The 21,295-nt window shown below is 72.8% G+C and carries 20 protein-coding genes; 7 read left to right on the plus strand and 13 right to left on the minus strand.

What is annotated here, in order from left to right:
• Positions 1 to 133 precede the first annotated feature (133 nt).
• Together TNCT6_RS27470 and TNCT6_RS27475 are read right to left on the minus strand one after the other, a co-directional pair.
• A complete protein-coding gene (locus tag TNCT6_RS27470; protein ID WP_141363197.1) occupies positions 134 to 862 on the minus strand; it encodes a type 1 glutamine amidotransferase in 729 nt (242 codons plus the stop codon).
• Positions 863 to 882: 20 nt separating this feature from the next.
• A complete protein-coding gene (locus TNCT6_RS27475; protein ID WP_141363199.1) occupies positions 883 to 2,121 on the minus strand; it encodes a MurT ligase domain-containing protein in 1,239 nt (412 codons plus the stop codon).
• A gap of 151 nt (positions 2,122 to 2,272) precedes the next feature.
• Here TNCT6_RS27475 and def point away from each other — a divergent pair, with 151 nt between their 5' ends.
• Positions 2,273 to 2,812: a peptide deformylase gene (def, locus tag TNCT6_RS27480; protein ID WP_141363201.1), complete on the plus strand. Its 540-nt coding sequence runs from the start codon at positions 2,273 to 2,275 to the stop codon at positions 2,810 to 2,812.
• Positions 2,813 to 2,899: 87 nt separating this feature from the next.
• On the opposite strand, the gene TNCT6_RS27485 is transcribed toward def, so the two are convergent.
• A complete protein-coding gene (locus tag TNCT6_RS27485; protein WP_141363203.1) occupies positions 2,900 to 3,544 on the minus strand; it encodes a TetR family transcriptional regulator in 645 nt (214 codons plus the stop codon).
• A gap of 169 nt (positions 3,545 to 3,713) precedes the next feature.
• Between TNCT6_RS27485 and TNCT6_RS27490 the strand changes: the two genes are divergently transcribed.
• Complete coding sequence (locus tag TNCT6_RS27490) at positions 3,714 to 4,940, plus strand: acyl-CoA dehydrogenase family protein (RefSeq protein WP_141363205.1); 1,227 nt, start codon at positions 3,714 to 3,716, stop codon at positions 4,938 to 4,940.
• A 221-nt stretch (positions 4,941 to 5,161) separates the two neighbouring features.
• Here TNCT6_RS27490 and TNCT6_RS27495 read toward each other — a convergent pair whose 3' ends face one another.
• The 8 genes from TNCT6_RS27495 to TNCT6_RS27530 all read right to left on the minus strand — a co-directional run bounded on the left by TNCT6_RS27495 (position 5,162) and on the right by TNCT6_RS27530 (position 13,671).
• The gene (locus TNCT6_RS27495) at positions 5,162 to 5,680 is read right to left on the minus strand and encodes a cupin domain-containing protein (protein ID WP_141363207.1); all 519 of its coding nucleotides are present in this window, start codon (positions 5,678 to 5,680) and stop codon (positions 5,162 to 5,164) included.
• 7 nt (positions 5,681 to 5,687) lie between these two features.
• Positions 5,688 to 6,917 (minus strand): cytochrome P450, encoded by a 1,230-nt coding sequence (locus TNCT6_RS27500; RefSeq protein ID WP_141363209.1) that lies wholly within the window; start codon positions 6,915 to 6,917, stop codon positions 5,688 to 5,690.
• Entirely contained in the window at positions 6,914 to 8,035 is a 1,122-nt protein-coding gene (locus TNCT6_RS27505) for a type III polyketide synthase (RefSeq protein WP_301184401.1), read from the minus strand. Before TNCT6_RS27505 ends, TNCT6_RS27500 begins: the two co-directional genes overlap by 4 nt.
• 715 nt (positions 8,036 to 8,750) lie before the next feature.
• Complete coding sequence (locus TNCT6_RS27510) at positions 8,751 to 8,990, minus strand: DUF6213 family protein (protein ID WP_141363213.1); 240 nt, start codon at positions 8,988 to 8,990, stop codon at positions 8,751 to 8,753.
• A gap of 25 nt (positions 8,991 to 9,015) precedes the next feature.
• Positions 9,016 to 10,401, minus strand: a complete 1,386-nt coding sequence (locus TNCT6_RS27515) for an NADP-dependent succinic semialdehyde dehydrogenase (RefSeq protein ID WP_141363215.1) — start codon at positions 10,399 to 10,401, stop codon at positions 9,016 to 9,018.
• Positions 10,402 to 10,477: 76 nt separating this feature from the next.
• The gene (locus tag TNCT6_RS27520; RefSeq protein WP_141363217.1) at positions 10,478 to 10,951 is read right to left on the minus strand and encodes an NUDIX domain-containing protein; all 474 of its coding nucleotides are present in this window, start codon (positions 10,949 to 10,951) and stop codon (positions 10,478 to 10,480) included.
• Positions 10,948 to 12,486 carry an ATP-dependent DNA ligase gene (locus TNCT6_RS27525; RefSeq protein ID WP_141363219.1) on the minus strand — a complete coding sequence of 513 codons (1,539 nt, stop codon included), beginning with the start codon at positions 12,484 to 12,486 and terminating at the stop codon, positions 10,948 to 10,950. The genes TNCT6_RS27520 and TNCT6_RS27525 overlap by 4 nt, the downstream gene beginning before the upstream one ends.
• Before the next feature lie 177 nt (positions 12,487 to 12,663).
• Positions 12,664 to 13,671 carry an NAD(P)/FAD-dependent oxidoreductase gene (locus TNCT6_RS27530; RefSeq protein ID WP_141363221.1) on the minus strand — a complete coding sequence of 336 codons (1,008 nt, stop codon included), beginning with the start codon at positions 13,669 to 13,671 and terminating at the stop codon, positions 12,664 to 12,666.
• 91 nt (positions 13,672 to 13,762) lie between these two features.
• Between TNCT6_RS27530 and TNCT6_RS27535 the strand changes: the two genes are divergently transcribed.
• The 4 genes from TNCT6_RS27535 (at position 13,763) to TNCT6_RS27550 (ending at position 17,699) form a co-directional block, all read left to right on the plus strand.
• Positions 13,763 to 14,347, plus strand: coding sequence for a helix-turn-helix domain-containing protein (locus tag TNCT6_RS27535; protein ID WP_141363222.1), 585 nt, complete (start codon positions 13,763 to 13,765; stop codon positions 14,345 to 14,347).
• Between the two features lie 90 nt (positions 14,348 to 14,437).
• Positions 14,438 to 15,409 carry an NADPH:quinone oxidoreductase family protein gene (locus TNCT6_RS27540; RefSeq protein WP_141363224.1) on the plus strand — a complete coding sequence of 324 codons (972 nt, stop codon included), beginning with the start codon at positions 14,438 to 14,440 and terminating at the stop codon, positions 15,407 to 15,409.
• Positions 15,406 to 16,587 (plus strand): acyl-CoA dehydrogenase family protein, encoded by a 1,182-nt coding sequence (locus tag TNCT6_RS27545; RefSeq protein ID WP_141363225.1) that lies wholly within the window; start codon positions 15,406 to 15,408, stop codon positions 16,585 to 16,587. The genes TNCT6_RS27540 and TNCT6_RS27545 overlap by 4 nt, the downstream gene beginning before the upstream one ends.
• Complete coding sequence (locus TNCT6_RS27550) at positions 16,584 to 17,699, plus strand: acyl-CoA dehydrogenase family protein (protein WP_253266229.1); 1,116 nt, start codon at positions 16,584 to 16,586, stop codon at positions 17,697 to 17,699. Before TNCT6_RS27545 ends, TNCT6_RS27550 begins: the two co-directional genes overlap by 4 nt.
• Before the next feature lie 14 nt (positions 17,700 to 17,713).
• Here the strand turns inward: TNCT6_RS27550 and TNCT6_RS27555 are convergent, their stop codons facing one another.
• Positions 17,714 to 17,908 (minus strand): hypothetical protein, encoded by a 195-nt coding sequence (locus TNCT6_RS27555; protein WP_141363227.1) that lies wholly within the window; start codon positions 17,906 to 17,908, stop codon positions 17,714 to 17,716.
• Between the two features lie 159 nt (positions 17,909 to 18,067).
• Entirely contained in the window at positions 18,068 to 18,427 is a 360-nt protein-coding gene (locus TNCT6_RS27560; RefSeq protein WP_141363229.1) for a DUF779 domain-containing protein, read from the minus strand.
• A 193-nt stretch (positions 18,428 to 18,620) separates the two neighbouring features.
• Between TNCT6_RS27560 and TNCT6_RS27565 the strand changes: the two genes are divergently transcribed.
• Complete coding sequence (locus TNCT6_RS27565; protein ID WP_141363231.1) at positions 18,621 to 21,287, plus strand: LuxR C-terminal-related transcriptional regulator; 2,667 nt, start codon at positions 18,621 to 18,623, stop codon at positions 21,285 to 21,287.
• The last annotated feature ends 8 nt before the right edge of the window (positions 21,288 to 21,295 follow it).

Consider the following 21,295-nt stretch of genomic DNA (forward strand, 5'->3'; position numbering starts at 1 on the left):
CCACACGGGCTGCCGCGGGTCTGTTCCGGCCGCGCCCCGACGCGCGCGGCCGGTCCTGCGCGGGCTGCCGCGCGGCGGTCCCTACGCGGGCTGCTGCGCAACTGTCACTACGCAGGCTGCTGCGCAACTGTCACTACGCAGGCTGCTGCGCAGCCGCGATGCGCTCGTTGCGCAGTGCCTCGTACCAGTGGTCCTCGATCGGCGGCAGCGCGTTGACGTCGAGTGCCAGCTTCAGCAGCAGGTCCGCGATCAGCGGGTTGCGGGCCAGCACCGGCCCGTGCATGTACGTGCCGAAGACGGTGTCGTTGTACGCACCCTCCGTGCCGTCGCCCGTGCCGTTGCCCCTGCCCAGGCGGACCTGGGCGAGCGGGCGGGCGGTGGGGCCGAGGTGGGTGACGCCCTGGTGGTTCTCGAACCCGGTCAGCTGGGGCAGGCCGAGCCGCGGGTCCACGTCGCCGAGCACGTCGCCGACGCACCGCTCGCCCTCACCGCGCACCGACACGACGTCGAGCAGGCCGAGCCCCGGCTCACGCTGCCCGAGGTCGTTGACGAACTCGTGACCGAGGATCTGGTACCCGGCGCAGACGGAGAAGACGATCGCGCCGTTCTCCACCGCCCTGTGCAGACTGCCGTCGCGGCGCAGCCGCTCCGCCGCCAGCCGCTGCGGCCGGTCCTCGCCACCGCCGATCAGGTAGATGTCGCCGGAGGTCGGGATCGGCTGGTCGCTGCGCACGTCGAGACGGGCCACGTCCAGGCCGCGCTGGCGGGCCCGGCGCTCCACCACGAGGACGTTGCCCTGGTCACCGTAGGTGCTCAGCAGGTCCGGGTAGATCCACACCAGCCGCAGTTGGTTGTCACTCATGAAGTGGTCGTCCTTTGTGGTCAGTTGCCGACGCGGCGGCGCAGGTCCTGGAACGCGGTGTAGTTGGCGATGACCTCGATCCGGCCGGGCGGGGCCTGCTGCACGGCCTGGTCCAGGCTGTCGCAGACCTGGAACTGCTGGCCAGCGACCTCCAGGCGCACCGCGAGGTCCAGCTTCCGGTCACCGAGCACGAAGAGCGGGTGCCCGGTCAGGCGCGTGTAGTCGACGTCCCACAGCCAGGAGGTGTCGGTGCCGTCGGCGCTGCGCGCGTTGACCGACAGGATGACCGGGGTGGGCGGCGGGTCGATCAGGGAGAACGTCTCCAGCCAGCCGGCCGGGTTCTTCGCCAGCAGCAGACGCAGGTCGCGATCCTGGAACTGGACGACGTCGTAGCGGCCCGCGACCGCCTGCACCTGGTACATCCGCTCCAGGGCGACCTGCGGCGGCACCCCGAAGACGGCGGCGACGGCCGCGGACGACGCGGCGTTGGCCTTGTTGGCGCGGCCCGGCAGCTGGAGGTGGATCGGCCAGGCCGAGCCGTGCGGGTCGAGGACGTGGTCGCCGGACAGGGCCCAGCTGGGGGTGGGCCGGCGGAAGCCGCACTCGCCGCAGTACCAGTCGTCGCCCGGACGCTGCATCACTCCGCCGCAGGAGGGGCAGGACCAGGCGTCGTCCTTCCACATCTGCCCGGCGGCCACCCAGATCACGTTGGGGGACGAGGACGCGGCCCACACCACCAGCGGGTCGTCGCAGTTGGCGACGAGTACGGCCTTGGAGCCGCTGAGCGACTCACGCCAGTTCTCGGCGAGCATCCGGGTCTCGCCGGCCCGGTCGAGCTGGTCGCGGGAGAGGTTGAGCAGCGCGATGCACTTGGGATCGGTGTCCCGGGCCACGCCCGCGAGGTACTTCTCGTCGACCTCTATCACGCCGAACTTGGCGTCCGAGCCGCCGGCGAGCGCCGAGGTGATGCCCGCGGGCATGTTCGCCCCGAGCGCGTTGGACACGACGGGGCCCGCGGCCCGCAGCGCCTCGGCGATGAGCCGGGTGGTCGTGGTCTTGCCGTTGGTCGCCGAGACCAGGATCACGTCCAGGTGCTGGGCGAGCCGGGCGAGCAGATCGGGGTCGAGCTTGAGGGCCACCCGACCGCCGATCACCGAACCGCTGCCCCGTCCCGCGGCACGCGATGCCGCAGCGACCGCCTTGCCCGCGGTCACGGCCAGCTTGGCCCGCGGCGTGAGCGGGTCCGAGTTGCCTGCCATCAGTTCTCGATCCTCCTTGCGTACGCGCCGCGCCCTGAGTCATCCGGCAACGTGGTGTGGACCTCAGCCTATCGAGATCCGCCGACGCTCCCGAATCCCGGCCCCTGCCAGCGCGGCAGGCAGGGGCACATGGAACCGTACCCTTGCCGCCATGCGACATGGCTCGATCCCGGGCGCCCGCGGGCGCGTCCGGCCCCTTTCCCTGCTCGGCAGCCCCGTTCTGCACGCTCCCTGCGAGGAGGTCACCGACTTCGGTCCCGAACTGTTCCAGGTGGTGGAGGACTTGTTCGCGACCATGTACGCGGCGCGTGGCGTGGGCCTCGCCGCGAACCAGATAGGGCTGCCGCTGCGCGTCTTCGTGTACGACTGCCCGGACGACGAGGACGTGCGCCACCTCGGCCATGTGGTCAACCCGCGGCTGGTGGAGGCGGACGGAGTGGAGATCCGCGGGCCGGAGGGCTGCCTGTCCCTGCCGGGCCTGGAGGCGGGGACGGAGCGCTACGACCACGCGGTGGTCGAGGGCTTCTCGGCGACCGGGGAGCCGGTCACCGTGCACGGGACGGGGTTCTTCGCGCGCTGCCTCCAGCACGAGTGCGACCACCTCGACGGCCGGGTGTACGCCGACCGCCTCTCGGGGTGGCGGCGCAGCCGGCTGCTGCGGCAGGCCGCACGCGCACCGTGGGGGCGGTGAACCACCGCGCGGCCACGGGCCGTCGGCGGCCGTTCGCGCCCCGCGGGGCGGCCGCACGACGATGAGCACCGAGCCCGCGGGCGCGGCTCAGAACCCGGGGCCGCCGATCTTGTCGCCCACCGCCGCCAGCCGTCCCCACAGGAGGTCCGCCAGGCTGCGGACCAACTCCGCCCGCGAGCACGGCCGTTCGCCCAGCCACCAGTCGCCGGCCGCGTGCATCATGCCGACGATGCCGTGGCCCCACACACGGGCCAGTTGCTGTCCGGCCGGACCCAGGTCGAGCCGCTCCTCGATGACCAGGGCCAGCTCCTCGCCCATGCGGCGCAGCAGCGGGGCGGAGTGCTTGCCGACGTCGAAGCCCTGGTCGGTGCCCTGGCCGCCCTCCGCCGGGTGCATCAGGAAGCGGTAGACCTGCGGGCGGGCCTCGATGGCCGCGAGGTAGGTGTCCAGCGTCGACTCCACGCGCTCCCGCCGGTCCGCGGGGGCGTCCAGCGCGGCCCGCAGGGAGCCGAGCAGGGCGTCGGTGTGGCGCTGGGCGAGGGCGGCGTACAGCCCTCCCTTGTCGCCGAAGTGGCGGTAGAGGATCGGCTTGGTGATGCCGGCCTCGGCGGCGATGGCGTTCATCGACGCGTGCGGGCCGTCGCGCAGCACCACCCGGTCGGCGGCCTCCAGCAGCTCGCGCCGTCGGCGGTCGGCGGACCGCTGCTGATCGGTCCGCTGCGTGGTGTCCATGAGATCTCCCCACCCGTGCTGGTTCGGTGACGCCTGCGCAAAGTAACACTGACGGGGCCGGATACCTCGAACGGGCTGCCGGGGAATGATCAGGAGTCGACTTTTTCTACTGATCAGTAACATAGTATCGTTACCGCAAGTAACACGCAGGTGTGCCGCTGGAGGGGACATGGCCGAGTTCACCATGGAGCTCAACGACGAGCAGAAGGAGGTCCGGGACTGGCTGCACGGCTTCGCGGCCGGTGTGATGCGCCCGGCCGCCGCCGAATGGGACGAGCGCGAGGAGACCCCCTGGCCGGTCATCCAGGAGGCCGCCAAGGTCGGCATCTACTCCCTCGACTTCTACGCCCAGCAGTACTTCGACGCCACCGGCCTCGGCATCCCGATGGCCATGGAGGAGCTGTTCTGGGGCGACGCCGGCATCGCCCTGTCCATCGTCGGCACCGGCCTCGCCGCCGTGGGCGTCCTTGCCAACGGCACCGAGGAACAGATCGGCACCTGGATCCCGCAGATGTACGGCGACCCGAGCGACGTGAAGGTCGCCGCCTTCTGCTCCTCCGAGCCCGACGCCGGCTCCGACGTGGCCTCGATGCGCACCCGCGCGGTGTACGACGAGGCCAAGGACGAGTGGGTGATCAACGGCACCAAGACCTGGGCGACCAACGGCGGCATAGCCAACGTGCACGTGGTCGTCGCCTCCGTCGACCCCGAACTCGGCTCCAAGGGCCACGCCTCCTTCATCGTCCCGCCGGGCACACCGGGACTGAGGCAGGGCCAGAAGTTCAAGAAGCACGGCATCCGCGCCTCGCACACCGCCGAGGTGGTCCTGGACGGCGTACGCGTCCCCGGGTCCTGCCTGCTCGGCGGCAAGGAGAAGCTCGACGAGCGGCTCGCCCGCGCCCGGGAGAAGGCCCGTAAGGGCGGGGAGAGGGTGAAGAACGCCGCGATGGCCACCTTCGAGGCGTCCCGCCCCGCCGTGGGCGCCATGGCGGTCGGCACCGCCCGGGCCGCCTACGAGGTCGCCCTCGACTATGCCAGGACGCGGGAGCAGTTCGGCCGGCCGATCATCGACAACCAGGGCGTCGCGTTCCAGCTCGCCGACATGCGCACGCGGATCGACGCCGCCCGGCTGCTGGTCTGGCGGGCCTCGTGGATGGCGGTCAACGGCAGGCCGTTCGAGGCCGCCGAGGGCTCGATGTCCAAGCTGTTCGCCAGCGAGACCGCGAAGAAGGTCACGGCCCAGGCCATCCAGATCCTCGGCGGCAACGGCTACACCCGGGAGTACCCGGTGGAGCGGATGCACCGTGACGCGGCGATCTACACCATCTTCGAAGGGACCAGCGAGATCCAGCGGCTGGTGATCTCCCGCACGATCTCGGGCATGCCGATCCGCTAGTGCTGTGACCGGAAAGGTTCACCGGCTCGCGGCGCCCGGCACGGCACTCCCCCAGCCTTCGGCCGGGGGTACCCCCACGCCGCGTTGTCGCATCACCCGAGTACATCCGGTACGCGGGCAATGCTCCGCCTTGCGATGCTCCCCCACTGCCTGAACGGCGTGGGAGGTGCCCCCAGCACCGGACGCCGCGAGCTTCCCGGCAAACCTTTCCGGCCACAGCACTAGCGGTGCCGCAGCGGCGTCAGTTGCTCGATGTCATAGCGCTTTCTGAGGGCCCCGATCGCCGTGTGGTCCGGCGGGCCCCCGTTGCCCAGGATCTCCAGCAGTTCCTCGAAGTACCGCTCGTGGTCCGGCGGTGGGGACGCCTGGAAGAACATCTTGGCGGGGGAGTCGGTGGGATTGGCGAAGGCGTGCGGGCAGCCCGGCGGGACGACGATGACCGTGCCCGGGGTCGCCCGCACCACGCGGTTGCCGGAGTGGGACTCCCATCGCTGCCAGTGATCGGGGGTCCGGATCCGCGGCTCGAAGGCGAGCACGTCCAGCTCGCCCTCGAGCACGTAGAACAACTCCTCGCTGCGGGTGTGCACATGGGCGCCGACGTCGAAGCCCGGCGGGACCTCCACCTCGAAGGTGGAGGCCGTCCGCGAGTGCGAGCCGGTCACCTTGAACGTCACGCGTTGGGCCGGCGCCTCGACGACGCGGCCCTGGCCCGGCGGTACGAGCAGCCCTTCCGTGGTCATCGCCGGCTCACCACGTCACGGGCAGGGCCTCGGGCCCCCGGATCAACGCGCCCTTTCTGAAGGGCACTTGCTCCGGGGACACCGCGAGCCGCAGATTCGGCACCCGGTCCAGCAGGGCGTCCACCAGCAGTTCCGACTCCAGCCGGGCCAACTGGCCGCCCGGGCAGTAGTGCGGGCCGAAGCCGAACGCCACGTGCGGGTTCGGACTGCGCGTGAGGTCGATCGTCCCGGGGTCGGGGAAGACGTCCGGATCGCGGTTGGCGGCCAGGTACGACACGTAGACCGCGTCGCCCGCCCGGATCCGCACCCCCTTGATCTCCACGTCCTCCAGGGCGATCCGGGACAGCCCGACCGCGTTGCGGTGCGGGATGTAGCGCAGCAGCTCGTCGATGGCCCGGGGGCGGATCCGCCGGTCCGCGCGCAGCCGGTCGGCCAGCTCGGGACGGCTCAGCAGGACGTAGAACATCTGCCCGCTGTTGCCGGTGACCGCCTCGCCGCCGATCTGCAGGAGGATCGCGAGGCCCACGGCCTGCGCCAGGGCGATCTCACGGCGTGCCACGGCGGTCCCGAGCAGTGAGGCGATGTCCTCGCCGGCGCTGTCCGCGCGGGCGTCGAGGAGCTCGGCGAAGTACGTGCCCATCTCCTCCCTGGCCTGCTCGCCGGCGGCGGCGCCGTGCGCGGAGGACAGGATCAGCCGGGTCCAGGCGTGCATCCCCTGCCGGTCCGCGGCCGGCACCCCCATCAGTTCGCAGATGACCGCGATCGGGAACGGGCTGAGCACCTCGGCGGTCAGGTCGGCGGGCGGGCCGTTCGCGAGCAGGTCGTCGACCAGTTCGTCCAGCATCCGCCGGGCGCTGTCCCGCACCCGCTCGACACCGTGCGCGGTGAGGGCGGGGGCGACCGTGCGGCGCAGCCGGGTGTGGTCGGGCGGGTCCAGGAAGCCGACCGCGTCGGGGGCCGGGATGAAGTGCGGGGCCAGCCTGGTGATCTGCCGGTCGACGACCGCCTCGCGGCTGAACCGGGGGTCGTTGGCGACCGTCCGCACGTCGTCCATGCGGGTCACCAGCCACGCCCAGCCCTCGCCGTTGGGCAGCTCGATACGGGTGACCGGGCCCTGCTCCATCAGCTCGGAGAGCACCGGGTCGAAGGCCACGCCCGTCAGGTCGAACGCCGGCCAGTGCCGGACCGGCGGCGCCGTCCCGGTGCGCGCCTCCTCGACGAGCGTCTCCTCGGTCATGCCCTGCCTCCGGCCTGCCAGTAGCCGAGCGACATCTCGGCGGTGATGCCGGGGCCGAACCCGGCGAGCAGTCCGCGCGCCCGGTCCTCGGTGCCGCCGTCGTCGAACAGCCGGCGCAGCGCGTCCAGGACGACGGCGCTGGCGATGTTGCCGTACTCGGTGAGCGTGGCCCGGCTGAACCGGAACGCGTGCGGCTCGACGTTCAGGAACTTGCTGAGGTCGTCCAGGATGCGTGGGCCACCCGCGTGGATGACGTAGAAGTCCAGGTCGGAGGCGTCCCAGCCGTGCACTCCGGCCAGGTCCCGCAGGGCCGGGGCGAGCGGCTCCATCGTGGTGGGCACCCGCTTGTCCAGCATGAAGTGGAATCCGGTCGCCCGGACGTCGTAGGCGATCCACTCCTCGGTCTTGGGGATCAGGTACGAGCCGTTGCGCTCCAGCCGGACGCCCGTGCCGCCGGTGCCGCGGACCACGGCCGCGGCGATGCCGTCGCCGAACAGGCCGTTGGAGAGCAGGGAGCCGACGCCGAGGTCGGTGGGCTGGTAGCACAGCGAGCAGAACTCGCAGGCCACGATGAGCGCGTTGGCGTCCGGGTAGGCCGTGCAGAAGTCGTGGGCCCGGTTGATCGCGGCGCCCCCGGCCGCACAGCCCAGCTGGGCTATGGGGAGCTGCCGGGTGGTCGAGTCGAACTCCATCTCGTTGATCAGCCACGCGGTGAGCGAGGGCATCATGAAGCCCGTGCACGACACGTAGATGATGACATCGATGTCCCGGGCCAGGAGCTCGGCGTCGTCGAGAGCCCGCTGGATGACCGCGGGGACCCGGGCCTTCGCCTCCTGCTCGTAGAGCTTGTTGCGCTCCTCGAAGCCGGGGTGCTTGAGGGTCTCCTCGATGGGCTGCACGATGTGCCGGGTCCGCACGCCGGTGTTCTCGATCAGTCGGAGGGCCAGGGGGAGTTGCGGGTGGTCCGCGTGGCGGGAGCGCGCGAGCTCCAGTGTCTCCTCCATCGTGATCACGTGCTCTGGAACGGACACCGAGGGTCTGCACAAAGTCGCCATGAGCCGTGCCTGCTTTCGCCTTCCGGAAGGCCGGTTGCCGCCCGGGGAGGGTGCTGCACCCAAAAAGGTGGCTTATCCACGATCACCCGGGAGAGCGACAATCTTCTCGCGGAACTACTCCAATCCGGCGACGGCGAACAGGGCCCGGCGGGCTCGCGAGGCTTGGCTCCGGAGGACGGGGAACCGGCCTCCGCGGCCGGAAAACGCCTGCTCATAGGCTTGAGGTCGCGCTCCGTCACGAGCCTCGCGGCCCGCTCCGTCCGCCACCCACCACAGGAAGATCCATGCCGCGCCTCCTGAGCCCCCGGGGGCGGGCGTCGGCGTCAGCCTTCAGGAGTACGGCGCCCGCCCGTACGGAGGGAGCCGCCGTCGCTGCGGCTGAGGAGCGGGCGCCGCGCAGGCGCACGGCCGGGCTCCGTGTCTCGGGGCGGGGCGGGGCGGGGCGAGGCGAGGGCGAGGCGACGCACCGGAGCGCCCGCCGGGCCGCGGCAGCCGGTCCGGCGCCGCGGCGCTCCCGTCGGCCTGCAGGCCCGGTCCGTCCGGTCAGCCGGAGGCGGTTCCGCAGTCGCGGGCGAGGCGAGGTGGGGCGCGACGTGACGGGGCAGGGCCGGGCGGGCGGGAGGTGCCGAAGCGGCCGCCGGGTCACCTCGCCACCACCCCGCGTGGCGCGTACATCGCCGAGACGGCAGCCGTGGGCGGGTCCCGTCGGCTCGGTCCGTCCGGGAGGCGGTGCTGCCGCTGTCGATGAGGCGGGGCAGGGCCAGGCGCCGCCGAAGCGTCAGCCGGAGGCGGTTCCACTGCTGTGGGCGATGCAGGCCACGTCGATGCGGTCGGCCAGCTTGGCCAGCTCGATGGTCAGCGCGGCCACCGTGTCCTCGTCGAGACCCTCCTGGCCGGCCTCCACCAGCCGCAGCCACCGGCCGCCGACCGTGCGCAGCAGCTTGCTCACGTCCGCCGCGGCCACCTGCAAGGTACCGCGGTCGTCGACGATCAGAGGCAGAGTCACTTCGCGGTTCACAAAGGGGATCGTAGCCGTGGAAGCCTCATGCCCCGTGCCACACGGTGGTGATGTTGCAGAACTCGCGGATTCCGTGCCCGGACAGCTCACGTCCGTACCCCGACCGCTTCACACCGCCGAACGGGAACGCCGGGTGCGAGGCGGTCATCCCGTTGATGTACACCCCGCCCGCCTCCAGGTCCCGTACGAACCGTTCCACCTCGGTCTCGTCCTCGGTCCAGACGTTGGAACTCAGACCGAAGGGCGAGTCGTTGGCGATGAGTACCGCCTCGTCGAGGTCGGTCGCCCGGTACAGCGTGGCCACCGGACCGAACGCCTCCTCGCGGTGGATGCGCATCTCGCGGGTGATGCCGGACAGCACGGTGGGCGGGTAGTACCAGCCGGGCCGGTCGGGCCGTTCGCCACCGCACAGCACATGGGCCCCGCCGCGCCGGGCGTCGTCGACGAGCTCCTCCAGGTCCGCCCGGCCCCGCTCGCTGGACAGCGGCCCGACGTCGGTGTCCTCCTGCAACGGTTCGCCGATCCGCAGCGCCCTCATACCGGCCACGAAGCGCTCGGCGAAGGCGTCGTGGACGTCCGTGTGCACGATGAACCGCTTGGCCGCGATGCAGGACTGGCCGTTGTTCTGCACCCGCGCGGTCACCGCGACCCCGGCGGCCCGGTCGATGTCGGCCGACGGCATCACGATGAACGGGTCGCTGCCGCCCAGCTCCAGCACCGTCTTCTTGATCATCTCCCCGGCGGTGGACGCCACCGCCCGCCCGGCCGGTTCGCTGCCGGTCAGGGTGGCCGCCTTCACGCGCTCGTCGCGCAGGATGTCGTCGACCGCTCCGGAGCCGATGAGCAGGGTCTGGAAACAGCCCTCGGCGAAGCCCGCCCGGTGGAACAGGTCCTCCAGGTACAGGGCCGTCTGCGGCACGTTGGAGGCGTGCTTGAGCAGGCCGACGTTGCCGGCCATCAGGGCGGGCGCGGCGAAGCGGATCACCTGCCACAGCGGGAAGTTCCAGGGCATGACGGCCAGCACCGGTCCGAGCGGCCGGTAGCGGACCAGGGCGCGGGAGGCCCCGGAGTCCTTCACGTCCGACTCGGCGGGCCGCTCGTCGGCGAGGAGTTCCTCGGCGTGCTCGGCGTACCAGCGCATCGCCTTGGCGCACTTCGCGGCCTCCGCGCGGGCCTGCTTGACCGGCTTGCCCATCTCCGTGGTCATGACACGGGCGATCTCCTCCTGGTCCTCGTCGAGGAGGGCGGCGGCCCTGTTCATCAGCCGGGCCCGCTCGGCGCAGGCCGTCGTCCGGTACGTACGGAACGTGGCCTGCGCGAGCTGGAGCCGGCGCTCGATCTCCTCCTCGCCCATGGCCTCGTACGTCTTGAGCGTCTCGCCGTTGGCCGGGTTCACCGTGGCGATGGACATGGCTGACCTCCCCTATGACGGGCTGTGCTTCGACCTTCCCGCGCCGCGGTGCCGATCGCAACGCGTGGGGTCCTCGTCAGAGCGAGTGCTCGGCCAGGCGGTCGAGAAACGCGGTCTGGGCCGTGACGATCACCTCGCGGGCCCGGTCCAGACCGAGCCAGGCCACCCGGTCGAGCTCCGGGAACTCCTGGGTGCGTCCGGACCGCGGCGGCCACTCCATGGTGAAGGTGCCGGGGACGATCGCCGCCGGGTCGAGGTCGCCCTCGATCGCCCAGGCGGTGACGGTCTTGCCGTTCGTCTGCCGGACCTCGCCCAGCGGTACGGCCTCCCCGCCCGGCGGCGGCAGCCCCAGCTCCTCCCGGAACTCGCGGCGGGCCGCCTCCCATGCGGGTTCCTCCGGGTCGTACTCGCCCTTCGGCACCGTCCACGCCCCCGCCTCCCGCCGGGCGAAGAAGGGGCCGCCCATGTGTCCGAGAAGCACCTCCAGGCCGTCGCCGGAGCGCCGGTACAACAGCAGACCGGCACTGCGCCGGCCCCGCCGGGCGCTCATGGCGCGATCTCCGGGTGCGCGGCCAGCAGCGTCGCGACGCTGTCGGCGTCCTCGGGCCGCTTGTCCTCGCGGTAGCGCACGACCCGGGCGAAGCGGAGGGTCACGCCCGCCGGGTAGCGGGTGGACCGTTGCAGGCCGTCGTAGGCGATCTCGACGACGAGTTCGGGGCGCACGGTCACCACCCAGCCGTCGTCCTCGACGGCGAGCCGGCGCAGTCGCTCGGTCTGCCAGGCCAGCATCGCGTCCGTCATGCCCTTGAACGTCTTGCCGAGCATCGCGAAGCCGCCGTCGGCGGTGCGTGCGCCCAGGTGCAGGTTGGACAGTTTGCCGGTGCGGCGGCCGTGGCCCCACTCGGCGGCCAGGACCACCAGGTCCAGGGTGTGCACGGGCTTCACCTTGAGCCAGGCCGCGCCTCGCCGGCCCGCGCTGTAGGCGGCGTCGAGGGCCTTGACGACCACACCCTCGTGGCCGCGCCGCAGCGTCTCGGCCAGGAACCGTTCGGCCTCGCCCACGTCGTCCGGTCCGGACACCAGGGTGCGCCTGACCCGCATCGGCTCCGGCACCAGACGGGCCAGCTCGGCGTGGCGCTCGGTCAGCGGCAGGTCGAGCAGGTCGCGGTCGCCGACCGACAGCGCGTCGAAGAAGACGGGGGAGACGGGGACCGCCTCGGCGGCCGTGGCCACGTCGACACGCGAGCCCACGCGTCCGGCGGTCTCCTGGAACGAGCGCGGCCGCCCGTCCGCCCCGAAGGAGATGACTTCGCCGTCCAGGATGAACCGTACGCCGTTCAACTCCCGTGCGGCCGCCGTCAGTTCCGGAAGCCGGTCGGTGATGTCGTCCAGGGTGCGGGTGTGCACCCGTACGGTGTCGCCGTCCCGGTGGACCTGGACCCGGATGCCGTCGAGTTTCTCCTCGACGGCGCACGCGCCGAGCCGTTCGACCGCCTCGGCCACGGAGGACGCGCTGTGCGCCAGCATCGGCAGGACCGGGCGGCCGACGGTGAGCCGGAAGCGCTCCAGCGCCGGCGGGCCGTCCGCGAGCAGTGCCTGGGCCACCGTCTGCAGTGATCCGGCCAGCATCACCGCCCGCCGCACGTCCGCCGGGGGCGCGCCCGTCGCCCCGGCCAGCGCCTCGACGGCGATGGCGTCCAGCGCCCCCTGCCGGACCTCCCCGGTGAGCAGCCCCCGCAGGAACCGCTGCTCGTCCTCGGTCGCCGCGCCCATCAACTCACCGACGATCCGGGCGCGTTCCGCCTGCGACCCGGGCCCGGACACCTTGCCGAGCTCGCTCAGCCGGGCGTCCACCTCGCGCACGGTGAGAGACGCCTCGGCGGCCGGGGCGACCCGGCGGCCGAGCACCTTCCAGCCCACCCCCAGCCGCCCCTGCGGCAGCCGGCCCGCCAGATACGGAATGACGACCGGCACATCCTCCGCCCCCGCCTCCCGGAACAACTCCGCAAGCAGAACGATCTTCCGAGACCGCGCCGAGGCAGCGGCAACCTCCCGCGAAACCTGAGCCAACCGCGCGAGCAACATGCAGCCATGGTGCAACGCGGGACGCCGCCGTACACCCGGACGCCACCCCGCACACGGGCGTCGCCGTGCCGCTCGCGTGCGCGGCCTGTAAGCGAGCGTGGTCCCGCACGTGGACGTGGGCCTGAACCGGGCGCTGCCGGTACAGGGGTGGTGCCGTACTGGTGTCCTTCTGATGCCCTACACCAGGGCCGCGCCCCCCGCCGTCACCGCTGCGTCGAGGTCGGTGAACAGCAGTTCGCCGTTGATTGCCGCGCCGGCGCGGTAGCCGCGGCTGGCGGCGTTGATCACTTGCTCGGCGAAACCGCTCGCGTTTCCGGCCGACCACAGGCCGGGGACGGTCGTCAGGCCCCGTTCGTCGATCACCGGGAAGGCGCCGAACGGCGTCTCGCGCAGTTCGGCGCCCAGTTGCTGGAGCAGGTCGGTCCGCGGCAGCGCGCGCGGTGCGACGAACAGAGCCTCGCGGGCGTGCGTCGAGCCGTCGTCGAGGCGGACCCCGGTCAGCCGGTCCGCCTCGACGACGATCCCGGCCACCTCGCCGGGCACCACGCGGACACCGGCCGCGGCCAGCCTGCGCAGGTCGTCGTCGTTCAGCTCGTTCTCGCCGACCTCGTGCAGGAAGAGCGTCACGTCCTTGGACCACTGGGTCACCATCAGCGCCTGGTGGACGCTCAGCGGGGTCGTGGCGAGCACGCCGAAGGCCTGGTCGCGCACCTCCCAGCCGTGGCAGTACGGGCAGTGCAGGACGTCGCGGCCGAAGCGTTCGGCGAGGCCCGGGACCGCCGGGAGCTCGTCCTTCAGGCCGGTGGCGACGACCATCTGCCGGGCGTGGACCGTGCGCCCTCCGGCCAGCGTCACGTCGAACTCACCCCCGGCGTCCCGGACGGCCTCCACCGCCCGGTCCCGGACCAGTTCGACCCCGTACCGCTCGATCTCCTCGCGGCCGGCGGCGAGGAACCGCTCCGGGGACATGCCGTCCCGGGACAGGAAGCCCTGCATGTGCGCGGACGGAGCGTTGCGCGGCTCGCCCGCGTCGACGACCAGCGTGCGCCGCCTGGCCCGGCCGAGGACCAGCGCGGCGGACAGGCCCGCCGCGCCGCCTCCCACGACGACGGCCTCGTACTTCTCGGCCTGCACAGCCTGCACAACCTGCTCGGCCGGCTCGGTCTTCCCGCTCTTCTCGGTCATGGTGACCACCTCCACGGAGAAGGTCGTCCGTCCGGTGCCGGATTGACAAACACATTTGCCGGTTCCGCAACCAAGGCAGCACTATCGAGACATGAGCATCGAGGACGTTCTGGCCGACGTGGGCCCCCGGCTGCGCCGGATACGCAAGGAACGGGAGGTCACCCTCTCCGCCCTCGCGGAGGCGACCGGGATCTCCGTCAGCACCCTGTCGCGCCTGGAGTCGGGCCTGCGCAAGCCCAGTCTGGAGCTGCTGCTGCCGATCGCCCAGGCCCATCGGATGCCGCTGGACGAACTGGTCGGAGCCCCTCCGGTGCGCGACCCGCGGGTACGGGCCGAGCCGATCGTGCGCGGCGGCCGCACCCACTGGCCGCTGACCCGGCAGCCGGGCGGCCTGCAGGCGTTCAAGGTGCTGGAACCGAGGCGCAGGCTCGAACCGGACCCGCGGACGCACGAGGGCTACGAGTGGCTGTACGTGCTGTCCGGCAGGCTGCGGCTGGTGCTCGGCGGGCACGACGTGGTGCTCACGGCCGGTGAGGCGGCGGAGTTCGACACGCGCGTGCCGCACTGGTTCGGGTCGACGGGGGAGGGTCCGGTGGAGTTCCTGAGCCTGTTCGGGCCGCAGGGCGAGCGCATGCACGTACGGGCGCGACCGGCCCGCGGTGGCGAGGACGGCTGACCGCGGGTGTTCCCCGAGGGGCAAGCGACTGCTTAGTATGCAATCGACCCGGTCAGACGACGCGACGACGCGGTCCCCTGGAGGCGGCGCATGCAGGCATGGCGAGTGCACGACAACGGCGAGCCGGGCAAGGTGATGCGCCTGGAGGAGACCGAGCCGCCCGTCCCGGGCGAGGGCCGGATCCTGCTCAAGGTGCGTGCCGCCACCATCAACTTCCCGGACGCGCTGCTGTGCCGCGGCCAGTACCAGGTCAGGCCGCCGCTGCCCTTCACCCCGGGCGTGGAGATCTGCGGCGAGACGGAGGACGGCCGCCGGGTGATCGCCAACCCGGAGCTGCCGTACGGCGGTTTCGCCGAGTACGCCGTCGCCGACGCCGTACTGCCCGCCCCCGACGCGCTGGACGACGCCGAGGCGGCCGCCCTGCACATCGGCTACCAGACGGGCTGGTTCGGCCTGCACCGCCGGGCGCGCCTGGAGGCCGGCGAGACCCTGCTCGTCCACGCCGCCGCCGGAGGCGTCGGCAGCGCGGCCGTGCAGCTCGGCAAGGCGGCCGGCGCCCGGGTCATCGGTGTCGCCGGCGGTGCCGGGAAGGCCGCCGTGGCCCGTGGGCTGGGCTGCGACGTGGTGATCGACCGGCACACTGAGGACGTCGTCGCCGCCGTGAAGGAGGCCACCGGTGGCCGGGGCGCGGACGTGGTCTACGACCCGGTCGGCGGCACGGCCTACGCCCAGTCCGCCAAGGCCGTCGCCTTCGAGGGCCGGATCCTGGTCGTCGGCTTCGCCGGCGGGACCATCCCCAGCCCCGCGCTCAACCACGCACTCGTCAAGAACTACTCGATCGTGGGCCTGCACTGGGGCCTGTACAACACCAAGAACCCCGAGCTGGTCCGGCACTGCCACGAGCAGCTCACCGACCTGGCCGCCCGGGGCGCGATCAAGCCGCTGGTGAGTGAACGGGTGCCGCTGGCCGGGGCCGCGGACGCCGTCCAGCGGGTCGCCGACGGAGCCACCACCGGCCGCGTCGCCGTGGTGCCCGGCCTGGAGAACGGAGCCGCCGCATGACCGACGCCGAGGAACTGCGCCGCCGCACTGGCGAGTTGCTGGCCGCGCACCCGCCGGCCACCACCGGCACGCTCGACTTCCTCCGGGCCCGTTTCGACGCCGGGCTCGCCTGGGTGCACTACCCGCGAGGCCTCGGTGGCCTCGGCGCCGCCCGTTCTCTCCAGACCGTCGTGGACGCCGAGTTGGCGGCGGCGGGCGCCCCGGACAACGACCCGCGCCGCATCGGCATCGGCCTCGGCATGGCCGCGCCGACCCTCCTGCGCCACGGCACCGAGGAGCAGAAGCGGCGCTTCCTCAGGCCGCTGTGGACCGGGGAGGAGGTCTGGTGCCAGCTGTTCAGCGAACCGGGCGCCGGATCCGACCTGGCCGCCCTCGGCACCCGGGCGGTCCGCGACGGTGACACGTGGGTGGTCGGCGGCCAGAAGGTGTGGACCTCCAGCGCCCACCTCGCCCGCTGGGCCATCCTCATCGCCCGCACCGACCCCGACCTGCCCAAGCACCAGGGCATCACCTACTTCCTCTGCGACATGACCGACCCCGGTGTCGAGGTGCGGCCGCTGCGCCAGATCACCGGAGAGGCCGAGTTCAACGAGGTCTTCCTGACGGGCGTGCGCATCCCCGACTCCCACCGTCTCGGCGACGTCGGCGACGGCTGGCGGGTCGCCCGGACCACGCTCATGAACGAGCGCGTGTCCATCGGCGGTATGCGGCTGCCCCGCGAGGGCGGCATGATCGGCCCGGTCGCGAGGACCTGGCGCGAGCGCCCGGAACTGCGCACCCACGACCTGCACCAGCGGCTGCTGAAACTGTGGGTGGAGGCCGAGGTCGCCCGCCTGACCGGCGAGCGGCTGCGCCAGCAACTGGCCGCGGGCCAGCCCGGCCCCGAGGGCTCCGGCATGAAGCTCGCCTTCGCCCGCCTCAACCAGGAGATCAGCGGTCTGGAGGTCGAACTCCGCGGTGGGGAGGGGCTGTTGCGCGACGACTGGAGCATGCGCCGTCCCGAACTGGTCGACTTCACCGGCCGCGACGCCGGCTACCGCTATCTGCGCGCCAAGGGCAACAGCATCGAGGGCGGGACCAGCGAGGTCCTGCTGAACATCGTCGCCGAGCGCGTCCTCGGACTGCCCGCCGAGCCGCGCACCGACAAGGACGTCGCCTGGAAGGACCTCGCCCGATGAGCGCGTTGAGCCCGATGAGCATCACGAGCGCCGAACCCGACCTGCTGTACTCGGAGGAGGAAGAGGCGCTGCGCGCCGCCGTCCGGGACCTGCTCACCGACCACTGCGCCCCGGCGGACGTGATCGCGCGCGCCGAGACGGACGCCCCGCACGACCGGGCACTGTGGAAGACGCTCGCCGACGGCATGGGCCTGGCCGGTCTGCTGGTGCCCGAGGAACACGGCGGTCAGGGCGCCACGCACCGAGAAGCGGCGGTCGTTCTGGAGGAGTTGGGCCGCGCGGTGGCCCCTGTCCCGTACCTCACCAGCGCCGTGGTCGCCACCGAGGCGCTGCTGGCCTGCGCCGGCGACGACTGCGCCGGGCTGCTGTCCCGCCTGGCGTCCGGTCGTGCGATCGGCGCCCTCGCGGTCGGACTGCACACCGCGCCGGGCGCCTTCAGGGCCGTACGACTGGAATCCGGGCTGCTGCACGGAGAGCTGACGGGCATCGCGGACGCGGCGATCGCCGATGTGCTGCTCGTGCCCGCGGAGGACGGCGCGCTCCACGCGGTCGACGCGGACGACGTCACCATCACCCCGCAGGTGTCGCTGGACCTGACCCGGCCGCTCGCGACCATCTCCTTCGACGCCGTACGGGGCCGCCGGCTGGGCGACGCCGGGCCGGCCGTGCACCGGGCGCTGCGGGCCGGCGCCGGACTGCTCGCCTCCGAACAACTCGGCCTCGCCGACTGGACGTTGACCGAGACCGTGCGCTACCTGAAGGAGCGCACGCAGTTCAACCGGCCGGTCGGCGGCTTCCAGGCGCTCAAGCACCGGCTCGCCCAGCTGTGGCTGGAGGTCGCCGGACTCCGCGCCGCCGCCCGGTCCGCGGCCGACGCGCTCGCCAGGGAGGAGGACACCGACGTGGCGGTCGCCGTCGCCCAGGCCTACGCGGCGCCCGTCGCCGTCCACGCGGCCGAGGAGGCGCTGCAACTGCACGGCGGCATCGGCATGACCTGGGAGCATCCGGTCCACCTGTACCTGAAGCGGGCCAAGGCGGACTCGATCGCGTACGGCACCGCGGGCGCCCACCGCGAGGCGCTGGCCCGGCTGGTCGGCCTCGAAGCGCCCTGACGTCCCGCCGGGCGTCAGGGGTGCAGGCTGCCGACGATCTGCGCCGTGGCCATCAGCCCCTCGTGAATGGTGGGCGCCATGCTCGTACCCGCCAGGAAGAAGCCGAGCAGGACACAGACCAGGGCGTGCGAGAACTTCAGCGCGCAGTTGCGCACGAAGATCACCGCCAGGAGCAGGAGCAGCAGCACCACAGAGATGGAAATGGCCATCGTCGTCCTCCTCCGCCACGCCCACTTCGCGGCTAACGGCCGCAAGTGTGGCGTAGCGGAGGGTCAGGCCGTGCGGTAGACGTGTCCTCCGAACGTGTGATTCTGCCGTCGTTCCGGAACCGCGCCCCGCGTTCCGGGACGTGATGTCCGGTGCGGGGCTCAGCCCTCGATGACACGGGAGCGGATGAGGAAACGCACTCCCTCGGGTGCCTCCAGGGAGAAACCGCTGCCCCGTCCGGGCACCACGTCGACGATGAGCCGGGTGTGCTTCCACACCTCGTACTGGCTGCGCGACATCCAGAACGGCACGGGCCGGTCCACCCCCTCGACCTCCAGCTCCGCGAGCAGCACGTCCGAGCCCCCGGTACGGAACTCGCCGTCCGTGTAGCACATCGGCGCGCTTCCGTCGCAGCAGCCGCCCGACTGGTGGAACATCAGGGGCCCGTGCGCCTCGCTCAGCCGCCGGACCAGGCCGGCCGCCGCGGGGGTGAACTCCACACGCGGGATCTCCTCGTACATCGTCGCCGTCCTTCGCCGCTCCGGAGGAAGAAGCCGGACCCAGACAAGCAGCACGGAGGTTGCGACAAGGTTGCACGGCGCGCGTTCCAAGGGCCTGCCGTACGCCGTCGGGCCGCCGTGCCCCCTCGCGACGCGCGCGTACGGGCGATCACTGAGATCCTGAGCGGGAGAAGCGCTGCCCATGACATGACCGGTGGTGGTGAGCGCGGTGTCCGAATGCGGCGACAACAGTTCCGGGCCGACGGCCGCGGGCCTTGATCCTCTGGGGGACCCGTTCCTGCGCACCCGGTTCGCCGTGCCGGTACCGCCGGCCACGTTCCTGCGCCGGCAGCGCCTGCTCGATCACCTGGACCAGGCACTGGCCACACCGCTGACCATGGTCAACGGCGGCGCGGGTGCGGGCAAGACGCTGCTGGTCGCCGACTGGGCCGCCCACCTGGAACGGCCGGTGGCCTGGCTCACCGCGGACGCCACCGACCAGGCACCCGGCGTCTTCTGGGCCTACCTGCTGGAGGCTCTGCGCGCCTGCGGGGCGCACGAGATCCGCGACGTCGGCTGCCCGGCCGAGGCCGGCGCGGTGGACCACGGCCTGCTCGCCCGGCTCGCCGCGCGGCTGAACGGCCGCGACCGGCCCGTGGTCGTCGTCCTCGACGAGTACGACCGGGTGACCGCACCGGATATCGCCGATCAGCTCGGCTTCGTCCTGCACCACGCCGGACAGGGCATGCACCTGGTCCTCGTCACCCGCACCGAACCGACGCTGCCCCTGCACCGCTACCGCGCGGACGGCACCCTGACCGAGATCAGGGGCGCGGAACTGGCCTTCACCCCGGACGAGGCGGGGAGTCTGCTGGAACTGCACGGGCTGCGGCTCGGCGGCGACGCGGTCCGCGCGCTCGTCGAGCGCACCCGGGGCTGGGCGGCGGGCCTGCGGCTGTGCGCCCTGGCCGCGCGGCAGAGCAGCGACCCGGAGACCTACCTCAAGGAGTTCGAGGCCGGACAGAGCACGATCGCGGACTTCCTGCTGGCCGAGGTGCTCAAGAGACAGCCGGCCCCGACCCAGGACCTGCTGCTGCGGGTCAGCGTCCTGGACCGGTTCTGCCCCGACCTGGCCAACGCGCTCGCCGGTCGCCGGGACGCCGAACCCATCCTGGCCGAGCTGCACCGGGCGAACGCGTTCGTGGAGCACCTCGGCCACTCCTGGTACCGCCTCCACCCGCTCTTCGCGGAGATCCTCGCGGCGCACCTGCGGGTGCGGTTCCCCAGCCTGGAGACCGAACTGCACCGCAGGGCCGCCGCATGGCTGCGGCACAGCGGACCGCTGCCCGAGACGCTCGCCCACGGCGCCGCGGCCGGCGACTGGCGGTTCACCGCCCGCGCCCTGGTGGACGACCTCGCGATCGGGGAGTTGTTCACCGGCCTGCGCTCCGGGGACCTGGGCACGCTGTTCTCGCGGATGACCCCCGAGACCGCCGGCCCCGAGGCCGACCTCGTCCGCGCGGCGCGCGAGCTGTCCGACGGCGACCTCGGCCACGCCCGCCCGCACCTGGAGCACGCCCGCCGGGAACTGGCCCGCACCGGTGCCGACATGGCGGCGGCCCGGCTCAGCTTCGCCCTCCTGGACACCCTCGCCGCCCGGCTGACCGGCGCCCCGGGCCGGGCCGAACACGCCGCCCGGACGGCGCGGGACCTGCAACAGGACCTCCCCGCCGAACTCCTGGACAAGCACCCCGAACTCGCCGCCCTGCTGCAGACCCACCTGGGTGCCGCCCGCCTGTGGGCGGGACGCTTCGAGGACGCCAGGGCCGCGCTGTCCGCCGCGGCGGCCGGCTCCGACGGGGCCACCGCGCTGCCCCGGGAAGAGTCCCTGAGCCAGCTCGCGCTCATCGACTACCTGACCGGCTGGCCCACGCGCGCGGAACGCAAGGTCCTGGCGGCGCTCGCCGACGCGGAACGGTTCAGCCTGGCCGAGCCGACCGGCTCCGGACTCGGCCGCCTGGTGCTGGCCGCGGTGGCCGTAGACCGTGACGAACTGGGGGAGGCCCAAGCCCTGCTGGACCGGGCGACGGCCTCGCAGCCGGTGCCGTGGGATCCCGTGGCGGCCGCCGGCCTGGTCATCGCGCGGGCACGGCTCCAACTGGCCCGCGGAGAGGCCGGGGCCGCCCTGGAGACCGCCGAGTCGGCCGTCCCCGCCGCCGTGGCCTCGCCCTGGGCCGAAGCCCACACCGCGCTCGTCGTCTCCGCCGCCCACCTCGCCGAGGGCCGCCCCGAGCTGGCCGTGAAGGTGCTGGAGGACGCCGTGGGCACCGAGGCCGCCTGCACGGTGGCGGCCGCCCGCGCCCACCTCGCCGCGGGTGACCCGGGCACCGCCCTGGACCTGCTCGACGCCCTTCCCGCCGGGCCGCGCAGCGGCCCCGCCGTCACGGTCCGGGCCCTGCTCGTGCGGGCCGAGGCCACCGGCCGGCAGGGCGACCACGCCACCGCGCGGCGGCTGGCGACCCGCGCGCTGCTGGAGGCCCGCAACGAGCGGCTGCGGCGCCCCTTCCACGAGGCCGGACCGTGGCTGCGCCGACTGCTGGACACGGACGCGTTCCCCCGGCCGCCTGCCCGCCCGGGTCCCCCGTCCGGGACCGATCCGGGAACGGGCCGCCCGGCCGCCCTGGTCGTCGACCAGCTCAGCGGCCGCGAGCGGGACGTGCTCCAGCGGCTCGCGCTGATGATGACGACCGAGGAGATCGCCGCGGACCTGTTCGTGTCGGTCAACACCGTCAAGACCCACCTCAAGAGCGTGTACCGCAAGCTCGGCGTCAACCGGCGCAACGAAGCGGTGCACCGGGCCCGCGAACTGCGCCTGCTGTGAACCGCCCG

The sequence above is a fragment of the Streptomyces sp. 6-11-2 genome, assembly GCF_006540305.1.
GTDB lineage: Bacteria > Actinomycetota > Actinomycetes > Streptomycetales > Streptomycetaceae > Streptomyces.